This window comes from Kitasatospora sp. NPDC094028 (assembly GCF_049543595.1).
GTDB lineage: Bacteria > Actinomycetota > Actinomycetes > Streptomycetales > Streptomycetaceae > Kitasatospora.
Window position 1 is genome coordinate 55,605 of record NZ_JBMVFA010000024.1, and the last position, 24,570, is coordinate 80,174.

A 24,570-nucleotide genomic window follows, 5' to 3' on the forward strand; every position below is an offset into this window, starting at 1 on the left:
CGGGCCGGCGCTCAGCCGGTGGACTGGACCTCGTACGGGGCCGGGTAGTGCGTCTCGTACGGGGCCAGCACCAGCCGCACCACGTCCTCCAGTCGCCGTCTGGCGTCCCCGAGCGTGGTGCGGCCGGTCACCCAGGCCGTCAGCTCGCCCTGCCAGGCGTGCGCGACGATGTGCCGCACGAGGTCGCTGGCCGCCGCCGGCACCTCGGCGGTCACCGCCTGCAGGGCGGTGCTGTCGGCCCGGGCCATGCCCTGCAGCGCCTCGCTGGCGAAGGGGTCGGTGGAGGCGGCGACGGCGACGCGCAGCAGAGCCAGTTCGGGCTGCCGCTGATAGGCCCGCATCCCGCCCCGGACGAACCGGACCGCCCGGTCGGTGGCGCCGAGCCCGGCGCGTGGCCCGCGCAGCTCGGCCACCAGGTCGGCCAGCAGCAGGCGGTGCCATTCGGCGATCGCGGCCGCCAGGAGGTGGTCCTTGGAGGAGAAGTAGCGGTACGCCGTCCCCAGGGCGACTCCGGACCGCTCACAGACCTGCTTCATCTGCAGCCGCTCGACGCCGATCTCGTTCACCAGGGCGAGCGCGGCCGCGATCAGGTTGTCGCGGCGTTCGAGCTGACGTGGAGACATCGCCTCCACCGGCCGTGGTGACAGGTCAACCTTGGTCACCCGCACCATGATACGGGCCGGGGCCGCTCAGGAGTATGACGCCGACCGGCCGCCTTCCGTTCGCCGGGCGGTCACCGCGGCGCCCGGGGGCGTCCGGGGAGGTCATCGGGGGTCGTCGGAGCCCTCCCCGGCCCGCCGGCGGCGCGGCCGCTGCCGCAGTTCGCGGATCAGCGCCTCCTGGACGGCGGAGGCGACCAGCCGGCCGTCCCGGTCGTAGAACTCGCCGAGCGCCAGGCCCCGGCCGTCCGAGGAGGACGGGCTGCGCTGGGCGAACAGCAGCCACTCGTCGGCCCGGAACGGGCGGTGGAACCACATCGCGTGGTCCAGCGAGGCCATCATCAGCCGGGGCGGCTCGGTGCGCTGGAGGAAGTTCGGCTGCTGGTGCAGGCCGGCGGTGGAGGCCAGGGTGAGGTCGGACAGGTAGGTGAGGGCGCAGACGTGCAGCAGCGGGTCGCCGCCGGGCAGCGGGGAGGCGATGCGCAGCCAGACGAACTGCTGCGGCATGCCGGGCACGGCCGGCGGCACGCCCGGGGCGTCCGCCGGGACGAAGCGCAGGTCGAGGTCGCGGAAGCCGTCGACGTCGGTGTCGGGGCCGCCGTCGCCGATCGCGGTGCGGGGCTGCCCGCCCCAGTGCGAGAAGGCGTCCGGCAGGCTCTCCGGGTCGGGCAGCTCGGGCATCTCGCGGTGCCGGTCGGTGCTCGGCTCGGCGTTCTTGAAGGAGGCGGAGAGGGTGAAGATCGCCGCTCCCCGCTGCAGCGCGGTGACGCGGCGGGTGGTGTAGGAGAAGCCCTCGCGGATCCGCTCGACCTCGTACTCGATCGGCTCGGTGGGGTCGCCGGGGAGCAGGAAGTAGCCGTGCAGGGAGTGCACGGCGCGGTCCGCGGCGCAGGTGCGGCCGGCGGCGGTGAGCGCCTGGGCGGCGACCTGGCCGCCGAAGGCGCGCATCGGGGCGCCGGCGTGGCAACGGCCGCGGAACGTGTTCTCGTCCAGCTGCTCGATATCCAGCAGGCCGGCGAAGGAGCCGGTGGCCCGGTCGGTGCGGACGTGCTGCTCGGTCAGGTCGGTCACGCGCCCATAGTGGCAGAGACCGGCGACGCCGTGGTGTGACCTGGGTAACGCGGGCGGGGGCCGGACGGCGGATAGAACCTGTTCCAGTTCGAGACCGGCGCCCCGGATTGTCGGACCCCTCACCTAGCGTGCTCGCCATGACGCAATCCGCACACGCGTACGCCTACCTGCGCCCGTCGGCCGTCCTGGACGGTGCCGGCGGCCGGCGGCTCGACCTGGCCACCTCCGGCGGCGCCACGCCGCTCGGTGCGGCGGCCAACCCGCGCTTCTTCGCCGGCTTCCTGGCCGACCCGGCGCCGGCCGCCGCCGCGCTGCTCGCCGTCGCGGACGTCGCCGCCGCCCGTTACCACCAGCCGCAGCGGCGCGCCTCGCTCGACCCGGTGGTCACCGCCAACGGGGACCGGCTGCGCTTCGAGTCCTTCTCCGGCTGCTGCGGCGTCTACGCCCGGCTCGACGTGCTCCGGGCCGGGCTGGACGGCGACGAGATCGGCCACGGCACCACCAACGTCGACGTCAACGACCCGCTGCGGGAGGCGCTGACCAGGATCGGCCCGGCCGATCCGCTGCACCTCGCGGTCGGGCCCGACGCGCTGGAGGTCACCGGCTTCGACGGGCCGCTGGTGGAGAGGAAGGTGCCGCTGCCGGAGCGCTGGCTGCGCGGCTTCGCCGAGACCCAGGTGGTCGCCGCCGGGTTCGACCTGCGCGCCGAACTGCCCGCCGCCGAGGCCGTCCGCTTCCTGCGCGCCCTGCCGCGCGGCGGCCGCGGCGCCACCGGCTGGGTCGTCCCCGCCGGGCGGACGCTGCGGCCGACCACCCGCCCGGTGCCCGGCGCGGTCTGCCTGCCCGGGCCGGAGCGGCTGGTCGCCCTGCGGAGGGTGCTGCGGCACGCGCTCGCCCTGCGGATCTACGGGCCGCCGGCCGCCGCGGCGCCGGCCGCCTCCGCCTGGGAGGTGGTGCTGCCCGGCATGCGGCTCACCCTGACCCTCTCGCCGGACGCCTCCCGCGGCTTCTCCGGCGAGGGCGGCGTGCTCACCGCGCTCGCCGGGAGCACCGTCGAGCAGGACGCCGAACTGGTCGCGGTGCTGCTCGCCTGGGAGCCGCGGATCGACATCGCCGAACTCGCCGAGCAGGCCGGGATCTCCGCCGAACGCGTCCGCGCCGCGCTCACCCGGCTCGGCACCGCCGGGCAGATCGGCTACGACGCCGCCGAGGCCGCCCACTTCCACCGGCAGCTCCCGTACGACGCCGGGCGCGCCGAGGCGGCCAACCCGCGGCTGCGGGCCGCCCGGGAGCTGGTCGCGGCGGGCGCGGTGCGGTTCGAGGAGGGCGGCGCCACGGCCGCCGTCACGGTCGGCGACCACCTCCAGCGGGTGCGCACGGACGCGGCGGGGCGGGCGGGCTGCACCTGCCTGTGGTGGGCCAAGTACCGGGGCGGGCGCGGGCCGTGCAAGCACGTGCTGGCCGTCGCGATGGCGCGGGAGGCGGCGGGGCCGGGGTCGGCAGGGGTGGAGGCACGGGGATGAGCGGGTCGACGGTGGAGAGCGTGGCGGGGGTTGTGGTGACGGGCGCGACGGTGACGGAGACGGTGACGGAGACGGGGGTGGCGGCCGTGACGGACGCGACGACGACGGTGGTGCGGGCGGCGGCCGCGGCCGAGGACCGGGTCGAGCGGCTGCTGGCCGCCGTCCGCGGCGGGCGGGTGCCCCGGGTGCCCGCGCTGGTCGACGCGATGGACCGCGCGCAGCGCCGCGCCGCCCTGCCCGCCCTCAAGGCGCTGCGCAAGGAACTGCGCGACGACTGGTCGAAGGACGGGCTCGCCGCCCGGCACGCCCTGATGCTGGCCGGAGCCGGCTGCCACCCCGGCCCGGCCGGGGCCGCCACCTGGCTGGCCGGCGGCGACTTCACCGCCCGCGACTGGGCAGGCGGCCCCGAGCTGGCGCGGATGGTCGAGGCGCAGCCCGCCGACTGGCAGGTCGAGGTGGCCGCCCGGCTGGCCGACCGCTCCGACCGCACCGGGGGCTGGTGGCCCTACTACCGGCTGGTCGCGGCCGTCATGCGGCGCACCGGCTGCCCGGTGCCGCGCAGCGAGACCTTCGTCCGCGCCTGGTTCGTCCAGGCGTTCACCGACTCCGGGCCGCGCCCGACGCTCGCCGAGCAGCTGCGGGCCGACGCCTTCACTCCGGTTCTGCTCCCCGTGGTCCTCGAACTCGCCGACGTCTCGTACGAGTTGACCAGGCGGCGCAGCCCCCGCCCCGGAGACGTCTGGCCCGAGGCGATCGCCGAACTGGCCGCCACCGGCGAACTGGACCGCACCGCCCTGGTCGACCGCTGCCTGGCCCGGTTGCTGCGCGGCGGCAAGCCGGGCGACCAGCGGGCCTTCCTGGAGGTGCTGCGCGCCCTCGCCCCCACACCCGAGGAGTACGCGGCGCGGGTGCGCGACGTCCTGGCGCTGCTGGACGGGCCGTCCACGCTCGCCGGGCACGCCCAGGAGGTGCTGGCCGGGCTGGACGAGGCCGGGCTGATCGAGCCCGAAGTCCTGGTCGAGGCCTCGGCGGTGGTGCTGTTCCGGAGCGAGAAGAAGCTCGTCCGGGCCCAGCTGGGCTGGCTGGAGCGGGCCGCCCGGCGCTCGCCCGAGCGGGCCGGCCCGGCCGCCCTCGCCGCCGCCGACGCCTTCGGCCACCCCGACCCGGGCGTGCAGGAACGGGCGCTCAACGTGGTGGCCCGTCAGCTCGCGGCGGCCGGCGAAGCGGTGCTGCCCGACCTGCGGCAGGCCGCCGAACTGCTGAACCCCGTGCACCACCCCCGCGCCGGCGAACTGTTCGGCGCGCCGGTCGGCGCCGACGCCCCGGCGGCGGACCCGGACGAACTGCTGCCGCCCGTCCCCGCACCGCAGCCGCTCGGGCCGCCGATCGACTCGGCGGCCGAACTCGCCGAGGAGCTCTCCGCGCTGCTCGCCGTCGACGTGCCCGGCGTCACCGCCTTCGAACGGGTGCTGGACGGCCTCGTCCGGCACGCCCACCGGGACCGGGACGGGCTGCTCGCCGCGCTCGAACCCGTCCGGCGGATCCACCGGTGGCAGGGCGGCAGCCGCTGGGGGGACTGCACACCCGCCGACGTGCTGTACGTCGTCGCCGCGCTCGCCGGCGAGATACCGCCGCGCCGGCTGTGGGACGCCCGGCACGGCACCGGCCGCTCCCCGCTGCGCGACTCGGACGACACCGTGTACGGCAGCGCGCTCGGCGCCCGGCTGGAGGAGGCCGCCTGGCAGGTCACCGCGACCCGCCCTCCGTACCTGCTCGCCACCCCGACCGACGCCACCGGCGCCCTCGCCCCCCGCGTGCTGGTCGAGCGGCTGGCCGGCTACGAGGCGGCGGGTGTGGAGCCCGGGCCGGCCGACCTGTCCGCGGCCCTGCTCAGGGTCGGTCCGCCGAACGGCGGCGACGCCGGGGGCGCCGAGGCGCTGCGCGCCGCCGACGAGCTGGCCTCGCCCGCCGGGCGGTGGCTCGCGCACTGGCTGCGCACCGGCGGGCTGCCCGCCCAGCCCTGCGAACGCGTCCTGTTCGCCCCCGGCCGGGGTTCCAGGAGCGGCCACCGCTACGAGGAGCGCTGGTGGGAGGACCTGCGGCGCACGGCCGTCGCCCAGCCCGGCCTCGACGCCGCGCCCAAGGGCTCGGCCGCCGAACACCTCGCCCCGGAGTTCCGGGGCCTGCTCGCCGCCACCGAGCCCAGCGTCGCCCGGGCCCGCCTGGGCGACGACTGGTTCTGGCTGCAGGGCCTCCCGGCGCACTGGGCCGCGATGCTCCCCTGGCACCGGGAGGAACTCGCCGCCCGCTGGCTCGACCACTTCGCCCAGGGCGCCGACCGGGACGAACGCGGCCCCGGCCGGCTGCTGCCGCTGCTCGCCGAATCCGGCGGCCCGGCCGGGCTCGCCCTGCACCTGGCCCTCGCCTACGGGCTCGGCGCCCGGCACGCCGAGGACCGCACCGGCGCCGTCGACGCCCTGCTGGTGCTCGCCGCCTGCGGCCAGCTGGACGCCGAACTGCTCGGGCGCGAACTCGGCGAACTCACCGCCTGGGGCACCGTCAAGGCCGGCCGGCTGGCCGCGGCCCTCGCCCTGGCGGCCGGGACCGGGGCGCACCGCACGGCGTGGTCGGTGCTCCGGGCCGCGCTGCCCGGCCTGCTCGCCGCCGCCGAGCCGACCACCCGGGGCCTCGGCGACCTGCTCGCCCTCGCCACCGACTGCGCCCGCCGCAGCGGCGCGCGCGGACCGGTCGCCGAGGTGACGGCACTCGCGGAGCGCACCGGCTCCGCCCGGGCGGTCAAGGAGGCGAGGACGCTGCGCGACCTCCTCGCGGGGTGATCCCGGGCCGGGCGCCGCTCGCGGCCTAGGGTGGGCGGATTGCCCCCCTCACTGCCCCCCTCGGGCCGACCGGAGCGACCGTGCTGCACCTGCGACTGATCGTCCCGCCCGACCTGCGGGCCGCCGTGCTCGGCTGCCTGGACGACTCGGTCGGGGCGACCCACGTCGTCCTGCTCCCCGACGCGGCGGTGCGCCCCACCGGGGACGTGGTGCTGTGCGACGTCGCCCGCGAGTCGCTGGACGAGCTGCTGGCGGCGCTGCGCGGCACCGGGCTGCCCGAGCGCGGGGCGATCGACGTCTCCAGCCTCGACCTCACCCTGTCCGCCGCCGCCGACGCGGCCGAGCGGGCGGCACCGGGGGAGGGGGCCGACGCGCTGGTGTGGGAGGCGGTCTCCGAGATCACCCACGAGGAGTCCACCCTCTCCGGCGTCTTCCTGGCCTTCCTGACCGTGGCCACCATGCTCGCCGCCTGCGGCGCCGTCCTCGACAGCGCCGTCCTGGTCGTCGGCGCCATGGCGGTCGGGCCGGAGTTCGGTCCGCTGGCCGGGTTGTGCGTCGCCCTCGTCCAGCGCCGGGCACGCCCGGCGCTGCGCTCGCTGAACGCGCTGGTGACGGGCTTCGCGGTGGCGATGGCGCTGACCGTCCTGTTCGCGCTGGTGATGGACGGCCTCGGGCTGTTCAGCGAGCAGAAGTTCGACGCCGCCCGGCCGAACACCTCGTTCATCTGGCAGCCCGACGCGACCTCCTTCGTGGTCGCCTTCCTGGCGGGCATCGCCGGCCTGCTCTCGCTGACCTCGGCGAAAGCCGGGACGCTGGTCGGCGTGGCGATCTCGGTCACCACCGTTCCGGCCGCCGCCAACGCCGCCGTCGCGCTGGGCTACGGCCAGGTCCACCAGTTCTGGGGCTCCAGCGTGCAGTTGTTCCTCAACCTGCTGGGCATCGTCCTGGCCGGGGTGCTGACCCTGCTCGTGCAGCAGGAGGCCTGGGCGGCGCTCCGCCGCCGGTGGCGGAAGGCTTCCCGCGGGCAGCGGACGGATCCGGCCGGCGGCTGACGGACAACAGCTGACAGATAACAGATGACAACTTTCAGCGAACAACTTTCAGCGAACAGAATTTGAAATCTGTTCGCTGAACTCCGTCAGCTGTTCGCCGCCGGCCACCGGCGCCGCGGCGACCGGCGCCGCGTCCACCGCCGTACCCACCGGTGCGGCACCGTCCGCGTCGGACCGGGCAGCCGCGACGGCGCGCCACCACGGGTGCGGGGGCGGCGGGTCGGCGGGCTCGAAGGGCTTGCCGGGCCGGGGCGTCGCGAGGCGCGCGCCGAGGGCCCGGGCGGCGGCGACCACGCGCTCGGCGGGCTCCTCCCAGGGGTGCAGCGCCAGGTTGAAGGTGCACCAGTGGATCGGCAGCAACAGCCGCCCGCCGAGGTCGAGGTGCGCCCGCACGCCCTCCTCGGGCGTCATGTGCACCTCGGGCCAGAAGTCGCTGTACGCGCCGACCTGCATCATCGTCGCGTCGAACGGCCCCAGCCGGCGGCCGATCTCGGTGAACCCGGGGAAGTACCCGGTGTCGCCGCTGTGGAAGATCCGGTGCCCGCCGCCGCTCACCGCCCAGGACGCCCACAGGAACAGCGCGCTGGTGCGCGGGCCGCGGCTGCAGTAGTGCCGGGCCGGGGTGGCCGTGAGGGTGAGCCCGGCGACCTCCGCCGACTCCCACCAGTCCAGTTCGACGATCCGCCCGGCGGGCACCCCCCAGTGCTCCAGGTGCGCCCCGACGCCCAGCGGCACGGCGAACACCGCGTCGGTGCCGATCAGCGCGCGGATGGTCGCCATGTCGAGGTGGTCGTAGTGGTCGTGGGAGACCACCACGACGTCCACCGGCCCGAGTTCGGACAGCGGCAGCGGCACCGGGTGCAGCCGCTTCGGCCCGGTCCAGGAGAACGGGGAGCAGCGCTCGCCCCAGACCGGGTCGAGCAGGACGCGCCGCCCGCCGATCTCGGCGAGCACGGTGGCGTGGCCGAGCCAGCTGAGCCGCAGCCCGGACTCCGGGGGTGCGGCGAGGTCGGCCGGGAGCAGCCGGTGCACGGGCACGGCGGCGGCCGGGAAGCGCCGGGTCTTGTCCCCGGTGAGCTGGGCGCGGGTGATCTCCAGCGGGCTGCGCTCGTAGACCAGGCGGCGGGTGGGCAGCGGGTTGCGGAAGGCGCCGTCGGCGTACTGCGGCGAGTGGCGGATGCGGGCCAGCCGTTCGCCCCGGGGCTCGGCCCCGAAGGCCTCGGTCCGGACGCGGTGCCAGGCCGCGCGGGGCAGCCCGGCCAGGCCCGGTACGGCGCGGTCGGCGGCGGGGCCGGTGGACGGCGGGGCGAGCTGGGCGGACAGACCGGCGAGGCGGGAGAACCACGGGGCGGGGCGGGGCACGGCTCCTCCAAGGACGGTCACGGCTACCGGGCATGCCGGGGCGCGTACCGCAGGGGCCGGAGGGCCTGCTGCGGTGCGACAACCATCTCGTCGGAGGTTACTCGCCGTGGGCCGTTCGGACCCGGTGAGGAGCCGGTCGCGGGCCGAACGGCGTACCCGGGGGCCGACCGGGCCTGCCTGCCGGCCCGGGGGCCGACCGGGCCTGCCGGCCGCTCCCCCCGGCCGCTCCCCCCGGCCGCTCCCCCCGACCCGGTCAGGCGTAGAAGCGGGTGATCGTCTCCGCGACGCAGTGCGGCTTGGCGCTCGCCTCGCTGGTGATCGTGAACCGCACCACCGCCTGCACGCCGCCCGGCACCTCGGTGGCCGAGACCAGTTCGGCCCGCGCCCGGATCGCCGTGCCCACCGGCACCGGCGCCGGGAAGCGCACCTTCTCCGAGCCGTAGTTCAGCGCCATCCGCACGCCCTCGACGCTGTAGCACTCCTTCGCCAGCACCGGGATCATCGACTGCGTCAGGTAGCCGTGGGCGATGGTCGAGCCGAAGGTGCTCTCCTTCGCCCGCTCCGGGTCTACGTGGATCCACTGGTGGTCCCCGGTGGCCTCGGCGAACAGGTCGATCTGCCGCTGCTCGATCGTGTGCCACTCGCTGGTGCCCAGTTCGGTGCCGACGGCGGCGGTCAGCTCGGCGAGGGAGGCGAAGCTCGTCACGGTGCGCTCCTGGAAGGGGACGGGCCCCGAGGCGGGGCCGGAACGCCGGAAGCGTATGCCTACCCGTTGGTATCTGTCAGGAGCGGTCCGCGAATCCGGGGCGGCCCCGGGCGAGTCCGGGGCGGCCGCCGACCAGGCCCGGGCCGCCGCCGGCCGCCGACCAGGTGGCGCTCCGCCCGCGCCCGGTCGGGAACAGCCGCCGGCCGCTGACCAGTTCCGGCACCAGCCCGACGAACAGCGGCTCCGGATCGCCCACCCACGGCCGCAGCCCCGAGCGCAGCACCCGCCGTACCGTCGCGGGGTCGCGCAGCACGTCGGCCCGCCCGTGCACCAGCACGCTCCAGCCGGTGCGGGTCACCGGGTCCAGCAGGTCGGCCTGGAAGGCCACCACCGTGCCGTCCAGCCCGCGCGCCGTCGCGCTGCCCCGGCGGACGGCGAGCACCAGCAGGCCGTCCAGCACCTCGAACGAGACCGGGAGCACGGCCGGCAGCGCGTGCTCGGTGTACACCACGCGCCCCACGGGCACGGTGCTGAGCAGCCGCAGGCACTCGGCCTCGCCCAGGGTCTCCACACGGTCCTCACGCTCCATGCGTCCGATCGTCCTCCGGTCGGCGCGCGCGTCGATAGGGCCCATGGTCCCTGAGCGGACGGGTCGAGAGCCCCGCCGGCGGCCGTCCGGGGCGGTAGCCTGCCCGGCGGCGCAAGGTCGCGCGCCCGGCCGGTGGACGGCGGCGGGGCGCGGTGGGCGGCGGCCCCGGGAGCGCCCGGGGCCGGCACGGGAGGGGGCGGACGGATGGCGGGCGGGGTCGACCTGGTGGTGATCGGGGCGGACGGCGGGCCCGACCGGGCCTTCGGCGGCTCGGCGCGGGCGGCGCACGGCGCGCGGCTGCTGGCCGAGGTGCTGCCCGGGATGTTCTTCGACACCGGCGCGGCCGGCTGCCGGCTCGCCGTGGTGCCCCCGGACGCGGACGCCAACGCGATGCTCACCGCCGTGCGGGAGGCGGCGCAGAACCCGGGCCGCTGGCTGCTGGTGTGCCTGGTCGGCCAGTTGGCGGCCGATCCGCGCGGTCGCCGGCTCGCCCTGGTCACCGCGGGCAGCACCCCCGACAACGCCTACCGGCGCGGCCTGGCCTGGGACTGGGTGGTCAGCGCGATGGTCCACGGCGACCACGAGGAGGCGCTGCTGCTGGTCGACGCCGTCGCCGACCGGGACACCTGGACGGCGCTCGAACGCGGTGGTGGCGAGGACGGCGCGGGCGAACTGCTCAGCTACCCGCGTGTCCCGCTGTGGGGCCGGGTCGGCCGGTACGCCCCGGGCAGACGCGGCCGGGACGCCGTCCTGCCGGGCGGTGAGGGATCGTTCGGTCACGCCCTCGCCACCGTGCTGCGCGGCGGCGTCCCGGGAGCCCCCGCCGCCGTCTCCGTGCCGGACCTCCAGCCGGCCGTCGCCGCGCTGCTCGACGGCGGCGATCCGGCTCGCGGCGGGGCCGGCGCCCCGGCCGCGTCCGCCCGGGGCGTACCGGCCGCCGCGCCCGGCGCGCGCCTGCTCGTTCCGCCGCCGGGCGGGCGCCTGTTGATGCGCAATCGGGCCGCTGTTCGGGGCGCATTGGCCGGATTGTCGCTTTCCGAAGAACTGTTGGCCGTCCTGTGGCGGGAAAGTGCCCCGACGGAACCGCCTCCCGCGTAAGGTCAGGGGGCCTGAGGTGTTGCCGTGATGGGGTGGGTTGGCGAAGAATCGATCCCCGGCGGAAACACCGGCAGGGCGACGGAATTCTTCTGGCGGCCGTGGATCACGGATCGTTCGGTCGCGACGAGGTGGGTCGATGCGGCAGCGCGGAAATGTGTTGCGCCCTGGGGCGGTTGGGGTCGGTGGGGCGGTTCTGGTGTTGCTGCTCGGCGGGTGTGCGAGCGATGGTTCCGCGGGTTCCGCCGATCGTCTCGGGACTGCCGTGCCCACGGTTGCGGGAGTGAACCCGGTAACTCCTTCGAGTGGTTCGGCAAACGGCTCGAACGCGCCGACCGACGGGCCGGAAGGCGCCGCCGGCCGTTCCGCGCTGAGCACCTATCAGGACTGGTGGCGGGCCCAGGCGGAGGCTTTCGGACGCACCGATTCGGACGGCATCACCCTGGAGGCGTACTCCTCCGGGCGCGCACTGTCCGACACGGTGGCAGGGCTGCGGCAACTGCGTGACGCCAAACTGGTGATGACCGGCGAGCCGCGCAATTCCCCCGTGGTCAAGGCCGTCGACCTGAAAGCCGATCCGCAGACCGTCGTGATCGAGGACTGCGTCGACGTTTCGGGCTGGCACCGCGTCGATGCCGTGACCCGGGCCGCGCGCGAACCGGCCGGATCGCTGAACCGGTACGTCGCCACCGCGTCCCTGCGCAACTTCCAGGCGCATTGGCTGATCTACGACTTCAAGCGGGAGGTGGGCCGGACATGCTGAACGCGGGTGAAGCGGGCCGGCGATTCGCGGTGGCCGCATCGCTGTCCGCCGGATTGCTGTTGTCCCAGACCGTGCCGGCGATGGCGGACGAACCGCCGTCGGCCGGAGCCGAACAATGCTTTCCGAGCGTGATCTGCGAACACGCCGACAGCGGCACGAAGACCACTCCCGGCTCCGCGCAGCCCGGTGGCGGCGGTGGCGGCGGGGGCGGGGGATCGGAGGGCCCGCCGGTGTGCGGGTTCCACGACCACGTCTGGGCCTGCCACGACCCGCAGCTGGGCTGGTTCAACAACAGCGAGGGGTGCTACTTCAACACGCTGGACAAGCCGCTGCCCGAGGGCGACAAGGCGTGGGCGGGGCACAAGCCCTCCGAGGGCGTGATCTACTCGAAGGTCTGCCCGCAGACGGACGGCGGGCTGGGCGGCACCGAGTTCGTCTTCGTGGAGAACGGCAAGGACCCGCAGAAGCTGATCTCCCCGGAGGACGCCGCCCGGCAGCTGGTCTACCACGAGATCGTCTACCCGGTGCCGCAGGTCGGCATCGCGCCGCAGGGCACGGCCGTGGTGAACAGCCCGGTCTGGCTCTGGGCGAAGAACGCGACCCCGCCGAAGTCGGACCCCCTGGGGGTGTCGGGCGCCAAGGTCACCGTCACCTCCCGGCTGGAGCGCGTCGAATGGGACCTCGAAGGCCGGAAGGTCGTCTGCGGCACGGCCGGAACGCCGTACGAGGCGTCCTACGGCGCGGCCAAGTCCCCCGACTGCGGCACCGAGTTCACCACCGGCTCGGGCAGCAGGAAGGACGGCGTGTTCACGGTGACGGTGAAGGCGGTCTACGCGGCCGACGTGGTCATCACCGGCTCGGTGAACAAGACCTTCACCATCCCCGGCCTGGTCCGGGTCGGCCAGGCCACCACGCTCAAGGTGGCCGAGGTGCAGGTCCTCAACTGACCGTACGGGCAAGGGCGTACGGGCAAGGGCGTACGGGCGAGGGTGGTGAGGGGCGGGGACGCGCGGGGGCGGACCGTCCGGCGCCGGACGGCGGTCCGGGACGACGACGAGGCACGACGAGGCACGACGAGGGACGAGGGAAGGGCGGAACCCGGTGGACAACCGTACGTATCCGACGCCGGGGGCCGGCACAGCCGCGGGCGCCGCGGTGTCCGTGGCGGTTGCGGACCAGCAGGGCGACGGCGACGGCAGGCGCCGCGGACGGGCCGCGCCGCACACCCCCGGCCGGGCCATGGGGGCCCGGCGCCGCCGCCCGGCGGTGCTCGCCATGGCCGTCGCGCTGATCGCCGCCGGCGGGCTCGGCGGCGCGGCCCTCTACAACAGCACCGGCCAGCGGGTCGCGGTGCTGGCGCTCGCCCGGGACGTCCCCTGGGGGCAGGTGATCACCGAGGACGACCTGGTCACCGCCCGGATCGCCGGGGACCCGGCGCTGAAGCCGCTGTCCGCCCAGGACCGCGGCCGGGTGGTCGGCCTGCGCGCGGCCACCGACCTCAAGCGCGGCGCCATGCTCACCGGCGCCGACGTCGCCCAGGCGCTCACCGTGCAGCCCGGGCAGGTCGTGGTCGGGGTGTCCGCCAAGCGCACCCAGCTGCCCGCCGGCCGGCTCCAGGCCGGGATGCAGATCATCGTCGTCAACACCCCCGACAACGGCCGGGCCGACTCGCTGCCCGCGACCGTCATCACCGTGGGCCGGGTGGACACCGACGGCAGCCAGGTCGTCGACGTCGCGGTGGGCGCGGCGGACGGGCCCCGGCTCGCCCAGTGGGTGCAGAGCGGACGGATCCAGGTGCTGCTCGCCCCGCGCGCCGCGGCCGGCGCCGCCACCCCGGCGCCCGGCGGCGGTGCCGCGAGCCCGGCCGCCGGGGCCCCGGCGGCGTCCGGCGCGCCCACCGGGGCGTCGACCGGGGCGTCGACCGGCGCACCGGCCGGTGCGCCCGGCGGCGGTGCCGCGCCCGCCGGCACCGGCAGCGCGCCCCCGGCCGGGACGGGTGGCGCCTGATGGCGGTGATCGCGGTGGTCGGCGGCCCCGGCGCCCCCGGCGCGACCACGACCGCCCTGGCCCTGCTGCTCGCCTGGCCCCTCCAGCCCGGCCGGCGCGTCCTCCTGGTCGAGGCCGACCCGGACGGCGGCGCCGTGCTCGCCGGCGCCCTGGAGGGCCGGGTCGAGGCCGTCTACGGGCTGCGCAACCTCGCCGTCGCCGACCGGCGCGGCCTGCTCGCCCAGACCATCTGGGAGCAACTGATCGACCTCTCGCCCGAAGGCGACGCGGACCGGCTGCTGCTGCCCGGCCTGACCGACCCCGCCCAGGCCCCCGGCCTCGCCTACACCTGGGAACCGCTCGCCGAACTGCTGCACGGCCTCGAACAGCAGGGCTACGACGTCATCGTCGACCTCGGCCGCTCCGGCGCCACCGGCCCCAGCGCCGTGCTCGCCCGCCGGGCCGACGTGGTGGCGGCCGTCGTGCGCACCACGCTGCGCGGGCTCAGCGCGGCCCGCCCCCGGCTCGCCGCGCTCGCCGAGGACCTGGCCGCCGGCGGCACCGGGGCCGACGCGCTCGCCCTGCTGCCGGTCGGCGAAGGGCCGTACCCGGCGGCGGAGGTGTCGCGGGAGCTCGGGCTGCCGGTGCTCGGGCTGCTGCCGCACGCCGCCCGCACCGCGCGGGTGCTCTCGGACGGCGGCGACACCACGGACCGGCGGTTCGTCCGCTCGGAGCTGATGCGCACCGCGCGCTCGGCGGCCGACCAGGTGCAGCTGCTGGTGCGCCGGCGGCGGCAGCGGCTCGCGCCGGGCGCGGCGTCGCTGCCCGCGGCGGGGGCGGCGCCGGTTCCGGTGGGGCCGGTTCCGGCCGGGCACGTTCCGCCGGGGCCCGCGGCCGCGCAGCCGACGCCGACGCCGACGCCGGTCCCGCCGTCCGTCCCCGTGCCCGGCCCGGTCCCGCCGTCCGTGCCCGTGCCCGGCCCGGCGGCCCCGTACAACGGCACACCGCCGTACAACCGCACGCCCCCGTACAACGGCACGCCCCCGTACGGCGTGCCGGGCCCGTACGGCCCCGTCGACCCGGCGGAGCAGCCCTCGTACGCCCCGCCGCAGGCCGTCCCGCCGGTGATCACCACCGGGCCGGTGGCGCCGCTCGCCGGGCTGGCGCCGCAACCGGCCGCACCGGCGCCGTTCCCGGCGCCGTTCCCCGCGCACGTCCAGCCGCAGCAGCCCGGGTACGGGTGGCGGCCGGCCGACCACGCCGACCGGCCCGGCCCGGACGAGCAGTGCCGGCTCCGGCAACCGGAGATGACGGATGGTCGGGAAGCAGCGAACGGCGGCCGGTACCCGCACAACCCCGGGGAGGTGCTCCGTGCGCGGTAGCCCCCTGCACCAGCACCCGGCGGCCGACCCGGCCGCCCTGCCCTGGGTCGCACCCGCCCCCGCCGGGCAGGCGCCCCAGCAACCCCAGCAACCCCAGCAGCCCCAGCAGCCCCAGCCCGCCCAGTACCCGCAGTACCCCCAACAGCCTTACCGCCCCGGCCCGGTGGCGCCGCAGCCCGCCGCCCCGCAGCAGGGCGGCGGCCCGGCCGGTCCCACCGCAGGTCCCACCGCCGTTCCCTCCCAGCTGCCCTCGCTCGACCTGCGCGGCGCCGCCACCCGGCCGGCCGTCGACCCGCAGGTCGCGCGCGAGCTCAAGCGCCAGGTCGCGGCCGAACTGCACCAGCAGATCAGCCGGTTGACCGCCTCCTCCGGCTCCGAGCCGGACCGGGCCACCCGCCGCCAGCGCGGCCGGGCGCTGATCGAGGAGGCCGTCGCCCGGTGGTCCGACGCCTACGCGCAGACCCACGGCATCCCGCCCACCCGCGAGCAGGACCGCGCCCTCGCCGAGGCCGTCTTCGACCTGCTCTTCCGGGCCGGCCGGCTCCAGCCCTACCTGGACGACCCGGAGATCGAGAACATCCTGATCAACGGCTGCGACGACGTCTGGGTCTCCAGGGTGCACCAACCCCTGCGCCAGGTCCCGCCGGTGGCCGACAGCGACGCCGAACTCGTCGAACTCCTCCAGGACCTGGCCCGCCAGCACGGCGGCGGCGAACGCGGCCTGTCCACCGCCAGCCCGACCCTCGCGCTGCGCCTGGAGGGCGGCATGCGCCTGCAGGCTCTCACCGAGGTCACGCCCCGCCCGTACGTGGCGATCCGGCGCCACCGGGTGGCCTCCGCGACACTGCCCGAGATGGTCGAACTCGGCACCCTGGACGGCACCCTGGCCGCCTTCCTGGCCGCCGCGATCCGGGCCCGGAAGAACGTGATGATCACCGGCACCCAGGGCGTCGGCAAGACCAGCCTGCTGCGCGCGATGGCCGCCGAGATCCCGCCGGACGAGCGGATCGGCACCCTGGAGTCGGAGTTCGAACTCTGGCTGCACACCCTCGGCCACCTGCGCCAGGTCGTCCCGATGGAGGCCCGCGAGGGCAACGGGGAACGCGTCGATGGCCGCCTGGCGGGCGAGTTGACGATCGGCGACCTCATCCCCGCCGCGCTGCGGATGACCCTGTCCCGGATCATCGTCGGCGAGGTCCGCTCCGGCGAGGTCGTCCCGATGCTGCGCGTCATGACCAACGGCGAGGGCGGCTCGATGTGCACCCTGCACGCCCGCGGCCCGCACATGGTCGTCGACCGCATCGCCGAACTCTGCCTGGAGTACGGATCGCACATGTCCGACGCGCTCGCCTACCGGCTCACCGCCAACGCCCTGGACCTCATCGTGCACGTCGCCATGGTCGACGAGACCGCCGTCGGCGGCCGCCGGCACCGCTTCGTCTCCCACGTCCTGGAGGTCACCGGCCTCGGCGAGAGCGGCCGGCCCGCGCTCAACACCGTCTTCGGCCCCCGGCCGGAGCTCGGCGAGCCCAGAGCCGTCCCGCACACCCCGCCGCAGTGCCTGGACGACCTGCGCCGGGCCGGCTTCGACGCCGCCCTGCTCGGCTCCCGGTACGGGAGTTGGGCCGCCCCGCTGCAGCTGCGGATCGGCGGTGGCGCGCGGTGATGCTGCTGTACGCCCTGTGCGGGCTGGCCGTCGCGGCCGGCCTGGTCGCGCTCGCCGCCTGGGCCCGCGGCTCCGAACCGGCCGGCACGGACGGCGAACCGCCCCGGGAGAACCCGCTGGCCGGCCGCGCCCATGTGTTCTGGTACGGCGCCCCCGGCACCGCCTCGCTGCGGATGGTCCGGCTGCGCCGCGTCCAGCTGCCGCTCGCGCTCCTCGGCGCCCCGCTGGCCTGGCTGTTCACCGGCATCCCGCTGACCGCGCTGCTGGTGCCGCTGGCCGTCTTCGGCCTGCCCTGGCTGTTCGACACCACCAGACCGGACACCCACCGGATCGAGCGGCTGGAGGCGCTGTCCGAGTGGACCCAGCGCATCGCCGACGTGCTGCTGCTCGGCGTCGGCCTCAACCAGGCCATCGTCACCAGCCGCCGCACCGCCCCCGCCGCCCTGGAAGCCGAGATCGGCGAACTCGCCGCCCGCCTGCAGGCCCGCTGGCGGCCCGAGGAGGCCCTGCGGTCCTTCGCCGACAGCCTGGCCGACGCCACCGCCGACAAGGTGCTCGCCGCCCTCGTCCTGCGGGCCGGCGACAGCGGCCCGGGCCTGGCCCGCACCCTCGCCGACATGGCCGACTCGGTGCGCGAGGAGGTCCGCCAGCGCCGCGCCATCGAGGCCGACCGGGCCAAGCACCGCACCACCATCCGCTGGCTGGTCGGCATCATCGTGCTGGTCGTCACGGCCGGCTCGTTCAACACCGAGTACACCCGCCCGTACGGCACCTTCCTCGGCCAGGCCGTGCTCGCCGTCGTCGCCGCGCTGTTCGTCGCCGTCATCGCCTGGATGCGGGCGCTGGCCTCGCACCCGCCGGTGCCCCGGCTGCTCGCCCCCGACCGGCGCAGCAAGGGCGGGCGCCGGGTGGGCGCGAGCCGTCCGGAGCCCGCCGAACCGCCCCTGGAGGCCCGGTGATCTCCCCCTGGTCCGTGCTGGCCGGCGCCGCCGCGGCCGGCGGCCTCGCCCTGCTGATCGCCGAACTGCGGCCCGCGCCACCGGACCTGCACCAGGCGCTGGACCGGCTGCACCGCGCCCCCGCCGACGGCCCGGAGGACCCGGACCATCGGCCGGGCTGGTACGACCGGATCGGCGAACGCACCCTGCAGGTGCGCGGGCTGTCCATCCCGCGCCGCGAACTCGCCCTGATCGGCCGCAGCCCGGCCCGCTTCATGGTGCACAAGCTGCTGTTCGCCGCGATCGGCCTGGTGCTGCCCGCCTACCTCGGCGCGATGGCCGTCCTGGTCGGCCTCGGCCTGCCGTTCGCGCTGCCGCTGGTCGCCGGTCCGCTGCTGGCCGGCCTGCTCTGGTTCGTCCCGGACGCCATCGTGCGCGGCGAGGCCAAGGAGGCGCGCACCGAGTACCTGCACGGCATCGCCGCCTACCTCGAACTCGTCGCGATGGAACGGGCCGCCGACTGCGGCCCGGCCGAGGCGCTGCGCCGCGCGGCCTCGGTCGGGCAGGGCGCGGTGTTCCGGCGGATCCGCGACGCGCTGGAGCGGGCCGCCACCGACCGGCTCCCGCCGTGGGCCGGACTCGACGCGCTGGCCGAGGAGTTGGGGCTCGCCCCGCTGCAGGACACGGCCGACATCATGCGGCTGTCCGGCAACGACGGCGCCGCCGTGTACGACACCCTGCGGGCCCGCGCCAAGGGCCTGCGCGGAGAACTCCTCGCCGAGGACCTGGCCCGGGCCAACGCCGACAGCGAGCGGATGGTCGCCCCCGGGGCCGCGCTGACCCTGCTGATGACCGTCCTGATCGTCTTCCCCGCGATCCACCAGATCCTCAACTGAGGCCGAGTGGCCCCAGGTTGTCACCTCACCACACCCCCGTCACCACACCCCCGGGAGACCCCGATGACCGTACGACTCGCCCGCCGGGCCGGCCGCCTGCTGTGGCCCGTCCTGCGGCCCGCGCTGCTGCCGGTGCAGTTCGCGGTGCTGTTGCTCACCTTCCGGCTCGGGCGGCTGCGGGCCGCCCGGGCGCGCGGCGACCGCGGCGCGATCAGCATCGAACTCGCCCTCGCCATCATCGCGTTGGTGGCCGTGGCCGGAGCGGTCGCGACGGCGCTGTACCTCCTGAAGGACAAGGTGGTCAAGAAGGTCGAGCAGGACCCGAACATGCCCGGCGGCGGCGGTGGCGCGGGCGGCGCCACCCCGTGACGCGCCGTACCCGCCGCCGCCGGGGCGACCGGGGGGCGATGAGCCTGAGCCTGGCCATCGTCTTCCCGGTCGTCCTGCTGCTCGTGCTGCTCGTCGTCCAGGCCTCGCTGTGGTGGTACGACCGGCAGGTCGCGCTCACCGCCGCCCGCGAGGGCGTGGACGCCGGGCGGGTGCAGGGCAACGCGACGGACGAGGTGAAGAACCGGGCGGCGCTGCGGCAGGCCGAGGGCTTCCTCGACCGGACGGGCGTGCAGGGCTACCGGGTGGGCACCGACGGGAGCACGGCGGACACCATCCGGGTCACCGTCGAGCTGACCCCGCCGCTGCTGATCCCCGGGCTCAAGGGCCCCACCGTCCGGCAGGTCGCGCAGGCGCCGCGCGAGCGGTTCGTGCCGCCGGCGGTGACGGGGTGAGCGGGCGGCGGCCGGGCTCCGGGCCGCCCCGGCCACGGTGGTGGCCGCGGCCCCGGCGGCGGGACCGGGGCGGGGTGGCGATCGAGGCGGCGATCATCGCGCCGGTCGTGGTCGCCCTGGTGCTGCTGGCGGTCGCCGCCGGCCGGGTGCAGACCGCCGCCGGCACCGTCGAGGCGGCCGCGCGCGCCGCCGCCCGGACGGCCTCGCTGCAGCGCAGCGTGGACGGCATGACCGGGCCCGCCGAGCAGACCGCCCGGGCCACCCTCGACCAGCAGGGTGTGGTCTGCCGGGACAGCCACGTCCGGGTCTCCACCGGCCCGCTGGACCTGCCGGGCGGCGCCGTCACCGCGGTGAAGGTCGTCGTCGAGTGCGACGTCGAACTGGCCGACCTGATCGGCGGGCCGTCCGGACTGCCCGGGACGAAGCACCTCGTCGGCGAGTTCACCTCCGTCGTGGACCGCTACCGGGGCACCTGACGGCGGGCCGCGGGCCCGGCGGGGACGGGTACGCAGGACCGGATGCGGCGCGCGGGCGCGCTGGGGGATTGGACACGGCCCGGGCGGGGGATGCGCAAGCGGAGAGCGCCCGGGGGGTGACGCGACGGAACCGAACGGCGCCCGGTGGGGGCCGGTGGGGAGGACGGCGTGCGGAATCGGGAAGGGGGATGAGCATGCGGCTCGATGCACGGCGGGCCGGAGCGCGGTGGGCCGGTGCCCGGTGGGCCGGGGCTCGGCGCACCGGTGCCCGGCGGCGCGGGTCCGATCGGGGCGCGGTCGCCGTGTTCGTGGCGATCTGTGCGGGCGCCCTGGTGCTCGTCATCGCCCTGGTGATCGACGTCGGCGGCCGGCTGCGGGTCGCCGAACGGACCGACGCCTACGCCCAGGAGGCCGCCCGGGTCGGCGGCCAGCAGCTCGACCAGGCCTCGGTGCTGCAGGGCCAGGGCATCAAGGTCCAGCAGACGTACGTCCGCGAGGCCGCCGACGCCTACCTCGCGATGTACGGCCTGCGGGCCGACGAGATCGATTTCTCCGACGACGGCAAAGTCGTCACCGTGACCGTGCGGGCCGACTTCAAGCCGGTCCTGCTGGGCGGCCTCGGGAAGCGGAAGGTTACGGGCAAGGGCAGTGCGACCCTCGTCCACGGAGTCGAGAAAGCGGAGACCTACTGATGGCCGCGCCACGTGCTGAGGACCAGGCCCGACCCGCCCAGGCCGGCCCGGTGAAGGGCCGAACCGCGAGCCGCCGGGCCGGCGCCCGCGCCGATGGCGGTGGCGGTGGACGGAGCGGGCCCGGAGCCGGACACCGCTCCGGACCGGGTACCGGACGCGGGCCGGGCCGTGCCCCCGGTCACGGGCCGGGCCGGCGGGGGCGGCGCGGCACCGGCGTGCTCACCGCGCTCGGCGCGCTGGCCGCCCTGCTCGCCCTGCTGCTCGGCCTGCCCGCCCTGCTGCTCTACGGCACCCGGGCGGTCGCCGCCATGGGCGAGGTCGCGCCGGACGGCGTCGGCCAGGCGCTCACCAGCGCGGACGACGGACGGCTGTTCCTGTGGTTGCTGGTGGTCGTCGGCTGGCTCGCCTGGGCCTGCTTCGCGCTCTCCGTCCTGCTGGAGATCCCGGCCCAGCTGCGCGGCCGGATCGCCCGGCGGATCCCCGCCTTCGGCTGGAGCCAGCGCCTCGCGGCCGGTCTGGTCGGCTCCGTCCTCGCCCTGCTGCCGGTGGCCGGTTCGGCCTTCGCCGCCGTCCCCGAACTCACCCACGCCGCCACCGCCCCGGCCCAGTTGGCGTCCGGCACGCAGCGGGCAGCGCTGCCCGCCGCGCAGTCCGCGCCCGCCCTGGCGCCCGCCGCCGAGCAGCAGCCCGGCTACACGGTGCGCGACAGCCGGCCCGCCGACAGCCTGTGGTCGATCGCCGAGCACCAACTGGGCTCGGGCGAACGGTGGGTGGAGATCGCCAAGCTCAACGACGGCCGGGTGATGGACGGTTCGGGCACCCGCTTCGACGCCGAGCGGCCGATCCAGCCCGGGTGGGAACTGCTGATGCCCGCCGACGCCAAGCCGGACCCGGCGAAGGCGCCCGCCACCTCGCCCGCTCCCGCTCCCTCCGCCGATCCGGGGGCGCAGCCCGCGAACCCGGCGCCGGCCGGGTCGGGGCAGGCCCCGCAGGCCGGCACGGAGCCGGGGGCGGGGGGCCACGCCACGGTGACCGTGCAGGAGGGGGACAGCCTGTCCGCCATCGCCCAGCGGGAGTTGGGGGACCCGGAGGCGTGGCCGAAGCTGTTCGACGCCAACAAGGGGGTGCAGGCACCGGACGGGGAACGGCTGACCGACCCGGACATGGTGGTGCCAGGGATGGTGCTCTCGGTGCCGGGGGCCACCGCCCCGAACCCCGCGCCCGCCCCGGCGCCCGCGCAGCCGCCGGCCACCCCGGCTCCGGCCACCCCGGCTCCGGCGACTCCGGCGCCCGCCGCCGGGACCCCGGCCCCGCAGGCCCCCGCGACCCAGGCCCCCGCGCCGTCGCAGGCGCCCGCGCCGGCCCAGGCGCACGCCGATCCGGCGCCCGGCGACGACAGCTACACCGTCGCCCTCGCCGCCTCCACGGTCGGCGTGCTGCTCGCCGCCATCATGATCGGCACCGTCGCCCACAAGCGTGGCACCCAGCTGCGCGCCCGCCGCCCCCGGCACCGGATCACCATGCCCGAGGCCGAGGCCGCCGCCTTCGAGAACGAACTGCGGGCCCGCCAGGACGACACCGGCCTCGACCTGCTCGACCGCGCCCTGCGCACCCTCGCCCGCAACACCGTGCGCGGCGGCAAGCGCCTGCCCGCCATCGTCGCGGCCCGGATCACCCCCGGCCACACCGTCGAACTGCACCTCTCCGGCCCGGCCGTCCCGATCGCCCCGTTCCGGGCCGCGCACGCCCCCAACGTCTGGTGGTGCAGCGAGGACTCCGGCGACCTGCTGGGCGCCGCCCAGGCCCGCCGCACCGCCGCGCCCTACCCGGCGCTGGTCACCCTCGGCACCGCGCCGGACGGCTCCGTCGTCCTCGCCGACCTGGAGGCCGTCCGGCTGCTCCACCTCTCCGGCCACCCGGACGACGCCCGGGACGTGCTGCGCACCCTCGCCGTCGAGCTCGCCCACAGCCCGCTCGCCGACAAGCTCCACCTGCACCTGGTCGACCTCGCCGAGGAGGTGCCGATCAGCGGCCCGGCCGCCGAGCGCGTCCACCGCCACGCCACGCTGGAGGCCGCGCTCGCCGCCCTCGGTCCGCGCACCGCGAAGGCCCGCGCCACCCTGGTCGCCGCCGACGCCGTCAGCCCGCGCGACGCCCGCAGCCGGGGCCAGGCCGACGAGTCCTGGATCCCGGAGATCGTGCTCTGCGCCCACCAGCCCGGCGGCGACCTGCCCGCCGAACTCGGTCGGCTCCTCGACGCCCGCCCGCGCACCTGCGTCGCCGTCATCACCCGCGCGCCCGAGCGCGGCACCGGCCCGGTCGCCCGCTGGACCCTGCCCACCAGCGGCCAGGCCACCATCCCCGGCCTGCACCTGACCGTCGAACTCCAGCGGCTCAGCGCCCCGGAGTACGAGCACGTCGCCGCCCTGCTGCAGGCCGCCGACGACACCACCCAGCACCCGGCCCCCGCCTGGACCCTGGACGGCCCGGGCTTCGACCCGGACCCGGACGACGCCGACACCGCCGAACTGCCGCCCGCCGTCCCGGTGCTGGCGACGGTCGGCGCCCCGGGCGCCCGGGACGAGGAGGAGGCTGGGACGGCGGGGCCGGTGGCGGCGGCGGGCCCGGCCGCGGCCGGGCCGCGGTTGCTCGCCCGGGTGATCGGCACCGGCGCCAGCCCGTTCGCGGGCACCGACCCGGTGGCGCCGGCTCCGGTTCCGGCTTCGGTTCCGGGGCCGGCGGCCCTGCCCGCCGCGGCGCCCGGCCAGGGCGGGGCGGGGGACGTGCCGCCCGGTCCGGCCCGGTTCGCCGTCAACGGCCAGGGCCGGCAGGCGGCGGTCGGCCCCGAGGGCGCCGACCCGTCCGGGCCGTCCGCGGCGTCCGGGCCGTCCGCGGCGCCGGAGCCGGCCGAGGACGAGGCGCAGGCCGTCGACGACCCCACCCGCGACCTGCGGCTGCCGGGCGTGCCGGAGAACGGCGACGACGCCGGCACGCCCGGGGCGGACGTGCCCACGGCGGCGCTGCCCGCCGTCGTCCCGGCCGTCCAGTCCGCTCCGTCCGCTCCGTCCGTTCCGGCGGTCCAGTCCGCCCAGCCGGTGAACGCGGTGCAGCCGGTCGCACCGCAGCCCGCCCCCGGCCCGGACGCCCCGGCCGCGGACGCCGCCGCCGGCCCCGGCGCCGTCGCGCCGCTCGCCCGGACCACCCCCGGCCGCAGCGACAGCGACGACCTGCTCGCCATCCTCCGGTCCCCGGAGGCGCACGCGACCCGCAACGCGCCCCGGATCCGCCTGCTCGGCCCGGTCGACGTGGCCGGCGCCCGCGGCACCGTCGAACCGGGCGCGCTGTCCCGGCTCACCGAACTCGCCATCTACCTCGCGCTGCGCCCCGGCGCCGACCGGCACGCGCTCGACCACGACCTGCACCCCGGCGCGGCCCACCTCGACCCGCACCCCACGGCGGCCGACACCGGCAGCCCGCTCCCGGCCAAACTCGCCGACCTGGCGGGCTGGTTCGGCACCTCGCCGGACGGCCGCGCGTTCCTGCCCACCGACACCGCCGAGGGCTACTCCTTCACCCCGGCCGTGACCTGCGACTGGGACGAGTTCCGCAGCCTCTACCGGCGCGGCATGCGCAGCACCAGCGCCACCGCCGACGCCGCCCTCGCGCACGCCCTGGCCCTGGTGCGCGGCGCCCCGTTCGCGGAGGCCCCGCCCGCCTCCTACGGCTGGGCCGAGGCCGAGCGCCAGGACATGATCGCGGCGATCGTCGACACCGCGCACGAACTGGCCGCCCGCCGCCTGCAGTACGGCGACCACCGCAGCGCCGAGGCCGCCGTCTTCCGTGGCCTCGCCGTCGCCCCCGACGTCGAACTCCTGCACCGGGACCTGTTCTACGCCTACGCGTCGGCCGGCGCCCGCGACCAGCTGCTGCGGGCCGTCAACCGCCTGGACGCCCTCAGCCGGCGCACCGGAAGGGAGTTGGACGCCGACACGGTCGCCCTGTTGCGCGACCTGCTCGCCGGGGCCTGAGGTCGACGCCTGAGGTCGACGCCCGGACGCCCGAGGTCGCGGGCCGTCCGTAGCCTGCCGCCCGCCG

21 protein-coding genes are annotated in these 24,570 nt (G+C 76.9%); 16 read left to right on the forward strand and 5 right to left on the reverse strand.

The annotated features are described in order from the left end of the window. Positions 1 to 11: 11 nt before the first annotated feature. Together ACPC54_RS28900 and ACPC54_RS28905 are read right to left on the reverse strand one after the other, a co-directional pair. Positions 12 to 662 (reverse strand): TetR/AcrR family transcriptional regulator, encoded by a 651-nt coding sequence (locus ACPC54_RS28900; RefSeq protein ID WP_498968956.1) that lies wholly within the window; start codon positions 660 to 662, stop codon positions 12 to 14. 102 nt (positions 663 to 764) lie between these two features. Beyond that, the gene (locus tag ACPC54_RS28905) at positions 765 to 1,730 is read right to left on the reverse strand and encodes an acyl-CoA thioesterase (RefSeq protein ID WP_498968958.1); all 966 of its coding nucleotides are present in this window, start codon (positions 1,728 to 1,730) and stop codon (positions 765 to 767) included. 137 nt (positions 1,731 to 1,867) lie between these two features. Here ACPC54_RS28905 and ACPC54_RS28910 point away from each other — a divergent pair, with 137 nt between their 5' ends. The 3 genes from ACPC54_RS28910 to ACPC54_RS28920 all read left to right on the forward strand — a co-directional run bounded on the left by ACPC54_RS28910 (position 1,868) and on the right by ACPC54_RS28920 (position 7,142). Continuing rightward, positions 1,868 to 3,253: an SWIM zinc finger family protein gene (locus ACPC54_RS28910; protein ID WP_498968959.1), complete on the forward strand. Its 1,386-nt coding sequence runs from the start codon at positions 1,868 to 1,870 to the stop codon at positions 3,251 to 3,253. Next, entirely contained in the window at positions 3,250 to 6,090 is a 2,841-nt protein-coding gene (locus ACPC54_RS28915; protein WP_498968960.1) for a DUF7824 domain-containing protein, read from the forward strand. Before ACPC54_RS28910 ends, ACPC54_RS28915 begins: the two co-directional genes overlap by 4 nt. Before the next feature lie 80 nt (positions 6,091 to 6,170). Further along, positions 6,171 to 7,142, forward strand: coding sequence for a DUF389 domain-containing protein (locus tag ACPC54_RS28920; protein WP_498968962.1), 972 nt, complete (start codon positions 6,171 to 6,173; stop codon positions 7,140 to 7,142). Positions 7,143 to 7,190: 48 nt separating this feature from the next. Here the strand turns inward: ACPC54_RS28920 and ACPC54_RS28925 are convergent, their stop codons facing one another. The 3 genes from ACPC54_RS28925 to ACPC54_RS28935 form a co-directional block, all read right to left on the reverse strand. Beyond that, complete coding sequence (locus tag ACPC54_RS28925; protein WP_498969034.1) at positions 7,191 to 8,405, reverse strand: MBL fold metallo-hydrolase; 1,215 nt, start codon at positions 8,403 to 8,405, stop codon at positions 7,191 to 7,193. A gap of 352 nt (positions 8,406 to 8,757) precedes the next feature. Beyond that, the gene (locus ACPC54_RS28930; protein WP_045701227.1) at positions 8,758 to 9,210 is read right to left on the reverse strand and encodes a MaoC family dehydratase; all 453 of its coding nucleotides are present in this window, start codon (positions 9,208 to 9,210) and stop codon (positions 8,758 to 8,760) included. Positions 9,211 to 9,286: 76 nt separating this feature from the next. Beyond that, the gene (locus tag ACPC54_RS28935) at positions 9,287 to 9,799 is read right to left on the reverse strand and encodes a pyridoxamine 5'-phosphate oxidase family protein (protein WP_498968965.1); all 513 of its coding nucleotides are present in this window, start codon (positions 9,797 to 9,799) and stop codon (positions 9,287 to 9,289) included. 204 nt (positions 9,800 to 10,003) lie between these two features. Here ACPC54_RS28935 and ACPC54_RS28940 point away from each other — a divergent pair, with 204 nt between their 5' ends. The 13 genes from ACPC54_RS28940 to ACPC54_RS29000 all read left to right on the forward strand — a co-directional run bounded on the left by ACPC54_RS28940 (position 10,004) and on the right by ACPC54_RS29000 (position 24,503). Beyond that, entirely contained in the window at positions 10,004 to 10,897 is an 894-nt protein-coding gene (locus tag ACPC54_RS28940) for a hypothetical protein (RefSeq protein WP_498968966.1), read from the forward strand. A 136-nt stretch (positions 10,898 to 11,033) separates the two neighbouring features. Continuing rightward, positions 11,034 to 11,657 (forward strand): hypothetical protein, encoded by a 624-nt coding sequence (locus ACPC54_RS28945; protein WP_498968968.1) that lies wholly within the window; start codon positions 11,034 to 11,036, stop codon positions 11,655 to 11,657. Positions 11,658 to 11,785: 128 nt separating this feature from the next. Then, positions 11,786 to 12,604, forward strand: coding sequence for a hypothetical protein (locus ACPC54_RS28950; protein WP_498968969.1), 819 nt, complete (start codon positions 11,786 to 11,788; stop codon positions 12,602 to 12,604). A 208-nt stretch (positions 12,605 to 12,812) separates the two neighbouring features. Further along, positions 12,813 to 13,664: an SAF domain-containing protein gene (locus ACPC54_RS28955; protein WP_498968970.1), complete on the forward strand. Its 852-nt coding sequence runs from the start codon at positions 12,813 to 12,815 to the stop codon at positions 13,662 to 13,664. Further along, positions 13,664 to 15,025 (forward strand): P-loop NTPase family protein, encoded by a 1,362-nt coding sequence (locus ACPC54_RS28960; RefSeq protein ID WP_498968971.1) that lies wholly within the window; start codon positions 13,664 to 13,666, stop codon positions 15,023 to 15,025. The genes ACPC54_RS28955 and ACPC54_RS28960 overlap by 1 nt, the downstream gene beginning before the upstream one ends. Further along, on the forward strand, positions 15,015 to 16,691 hold the full coding sequence (locus ACPC54_RS28965) for a TadA family conjugal transfer-associated ATPase (protein ID WP_498968972.1): 1,677 nt from the start codon (positions 15,015 to 15,017) through the stop codon (positions 16,689 to 16,691). Before ACPC54_RS28960 ends, ACPC54_RS28965 begins: the two co-directional genes overlap by 11 nt. Beyond that, positions 16,691 to 17,650: a type II secretion system F family protein gene (locus tag ACPC54_RS28970; RefSeq protein ID WP_498968973.1), complete on the forward strand. Its 960-nt coding sequence runs from the start codon at positions 16,691 to 16,693 to the stop codon at positions 17,648 to 17,650. The genes ACPC54_RS28965 and ACPC54_RS28970 overlap by 1 nt, the downstream gene beginning before the upstream one ends. Then, on the forward strand, positions 17,647 to 18,525 hold the full coding sequence (locus ACPC54_RS28975; RefSeq protein ID WP_498968974.1) for a hypothetical protein: 879 nt from the start codon (positions 17,647 to 17,649) through the stop codon (positions 18,523 to 18,525). The genes ACPC54_RS28970 and ACPC54_RS28975 overlap by 4 nt, the downstream gene beginning before the upstream one ends. A 63-nt stretch (positions 18,526 to 18,588) precedes the next feature. Further along, the gene (locus tag ACPC54_RS28980) at positions 18,589 to 18,894 is read left to right on the forward strand and encodes a hypothetical protein (RefSeq protein WP_498968975.1); all 306 of its coding nucleotides are present in this window, start codon (positions 18,589 to 18,591) and stop codon (positions 18,892 to 18,894) included. 38 nt (positions 18,895 to 18,932) lie between these two features. After that, a complete protein-coding gene (locus ACPC54_RS28985; RefSeq protein ID WP_498968977.1) occupies positions 18,933 to 19,307 on the forward strand; it encodes a TadE/TadG family type IV pilus assembly protein in 375 nt (124 codons plus the stop codon). A gap of 74 nt (positions 19,308 to 19,381) precedes the next feature. Beyond that, on the forward strand, positions 19,382 to 19,783 hold the full coding sequence (locus tag ACPC54_RS28990) for a TadE/TadG family type IV pilus assembly protein (RefSeq protein WP_498968978.1): 402 nt from the start codon (positions 19,382 to 19,384) through the stop codon (positions 19,781 to 19,783). Positions 19,784 to 20,091: 308 nt separating this feature from the next. After that, positions 20,092 to 20,475, forward strand: coding sequence for a hypothetical protein (locus ACPC54_RS28995; protein ID WP_498968979.1), 384 nt, complete (start codon positions 20,092 to 20,094; stop codon positions 20,473 to 20,475). A 215-nt stretch (positions 20,476 to 20,690) separates the two neighbouring features. Continuing rightward, positions 20,691 to 24,503, forward strand: a complete 3,813-nt coding sequence (locus tag ACPC54_RS29000; protein WP_498968980.1) for a BTAD domain-containing putative transcriptional regulator — start codon at positions 20,691 to 20,693, stop codon at positions 24,501 to 24,503. Positions 24,504 to 24,570: the final 67 nt, after the last annotated feature.

Excerpts from the sequence above, each read along its gene's own strand:
- ACPC54_RS28910 (WP_498968959.1), top strand. The coding sequence starts at position 1,868 with ATGACGCAATCCGCACACGCGTACGCCTACCTGCGCCCGTCGGCCGTC.
- ACPC54_RS28915 (WP_498968960.1), top strand. The coding sequence starts at position 3,250 with ATGAGCGGGTCGACGGTGGAGAGCGTGGCGGGGGTTGTGGTGACGGGC.
- ACPC54_RS28935 (WP_498968965.1), bottom strand. The coding sequence starts at position 9,799 with ATGGAGCGTGAGGACCGTGTGGAGACCCTGGGCGAGGCCGAGTGCCTG.
- ACPC54_RS28940 (WP_498968966.1), top strand. The coding sequence starts at position 10,004 with ATGGCGGGCGGGGTCGACCTGGTGGTGATCGGGGCGGACGGCGGGCCC.
- ACPC54_RS28945 (WP_498968968.1), top strand. The coding sequence starts at position 11,034 with ATGCGGCAGCGCGGAAATGTGTTGCGCCCTGGGGCGGTTGGGGTCGGT.
- ACPC54_RS28960 (WP_498968971.1), top strand. The coding sequence starts at position 13,664 with ATGGCGGTGATCGCGGTGGTCGGCGGCCCCGGCGCCCCCGGCGCGACC.
- ACPC54_RS28970 (WP_498968973.1), top strand. The coding sequence starts at position 16,691 with ATGCTGCTGTACGCCCTGTGCGGGCTGGCCGTCGCGGCCGGCCTGGTC.
- ACPC54_RS28980 (WP_498968975.1), top strand. The coding sequence starts at position 18,589 with ATGACCGTACGACTCGCCCGCCGGGCCGGCCGCCTGCTGTGGCCCGTC.
- ACPC54_RS28985 (WP_498968977.1), top strand. The coding sequence starts at position 18,933 with ATGAGCCTGAGCCTGGCCATCGTCTTCCCGGTCGTCCTGCTGCTCGTG.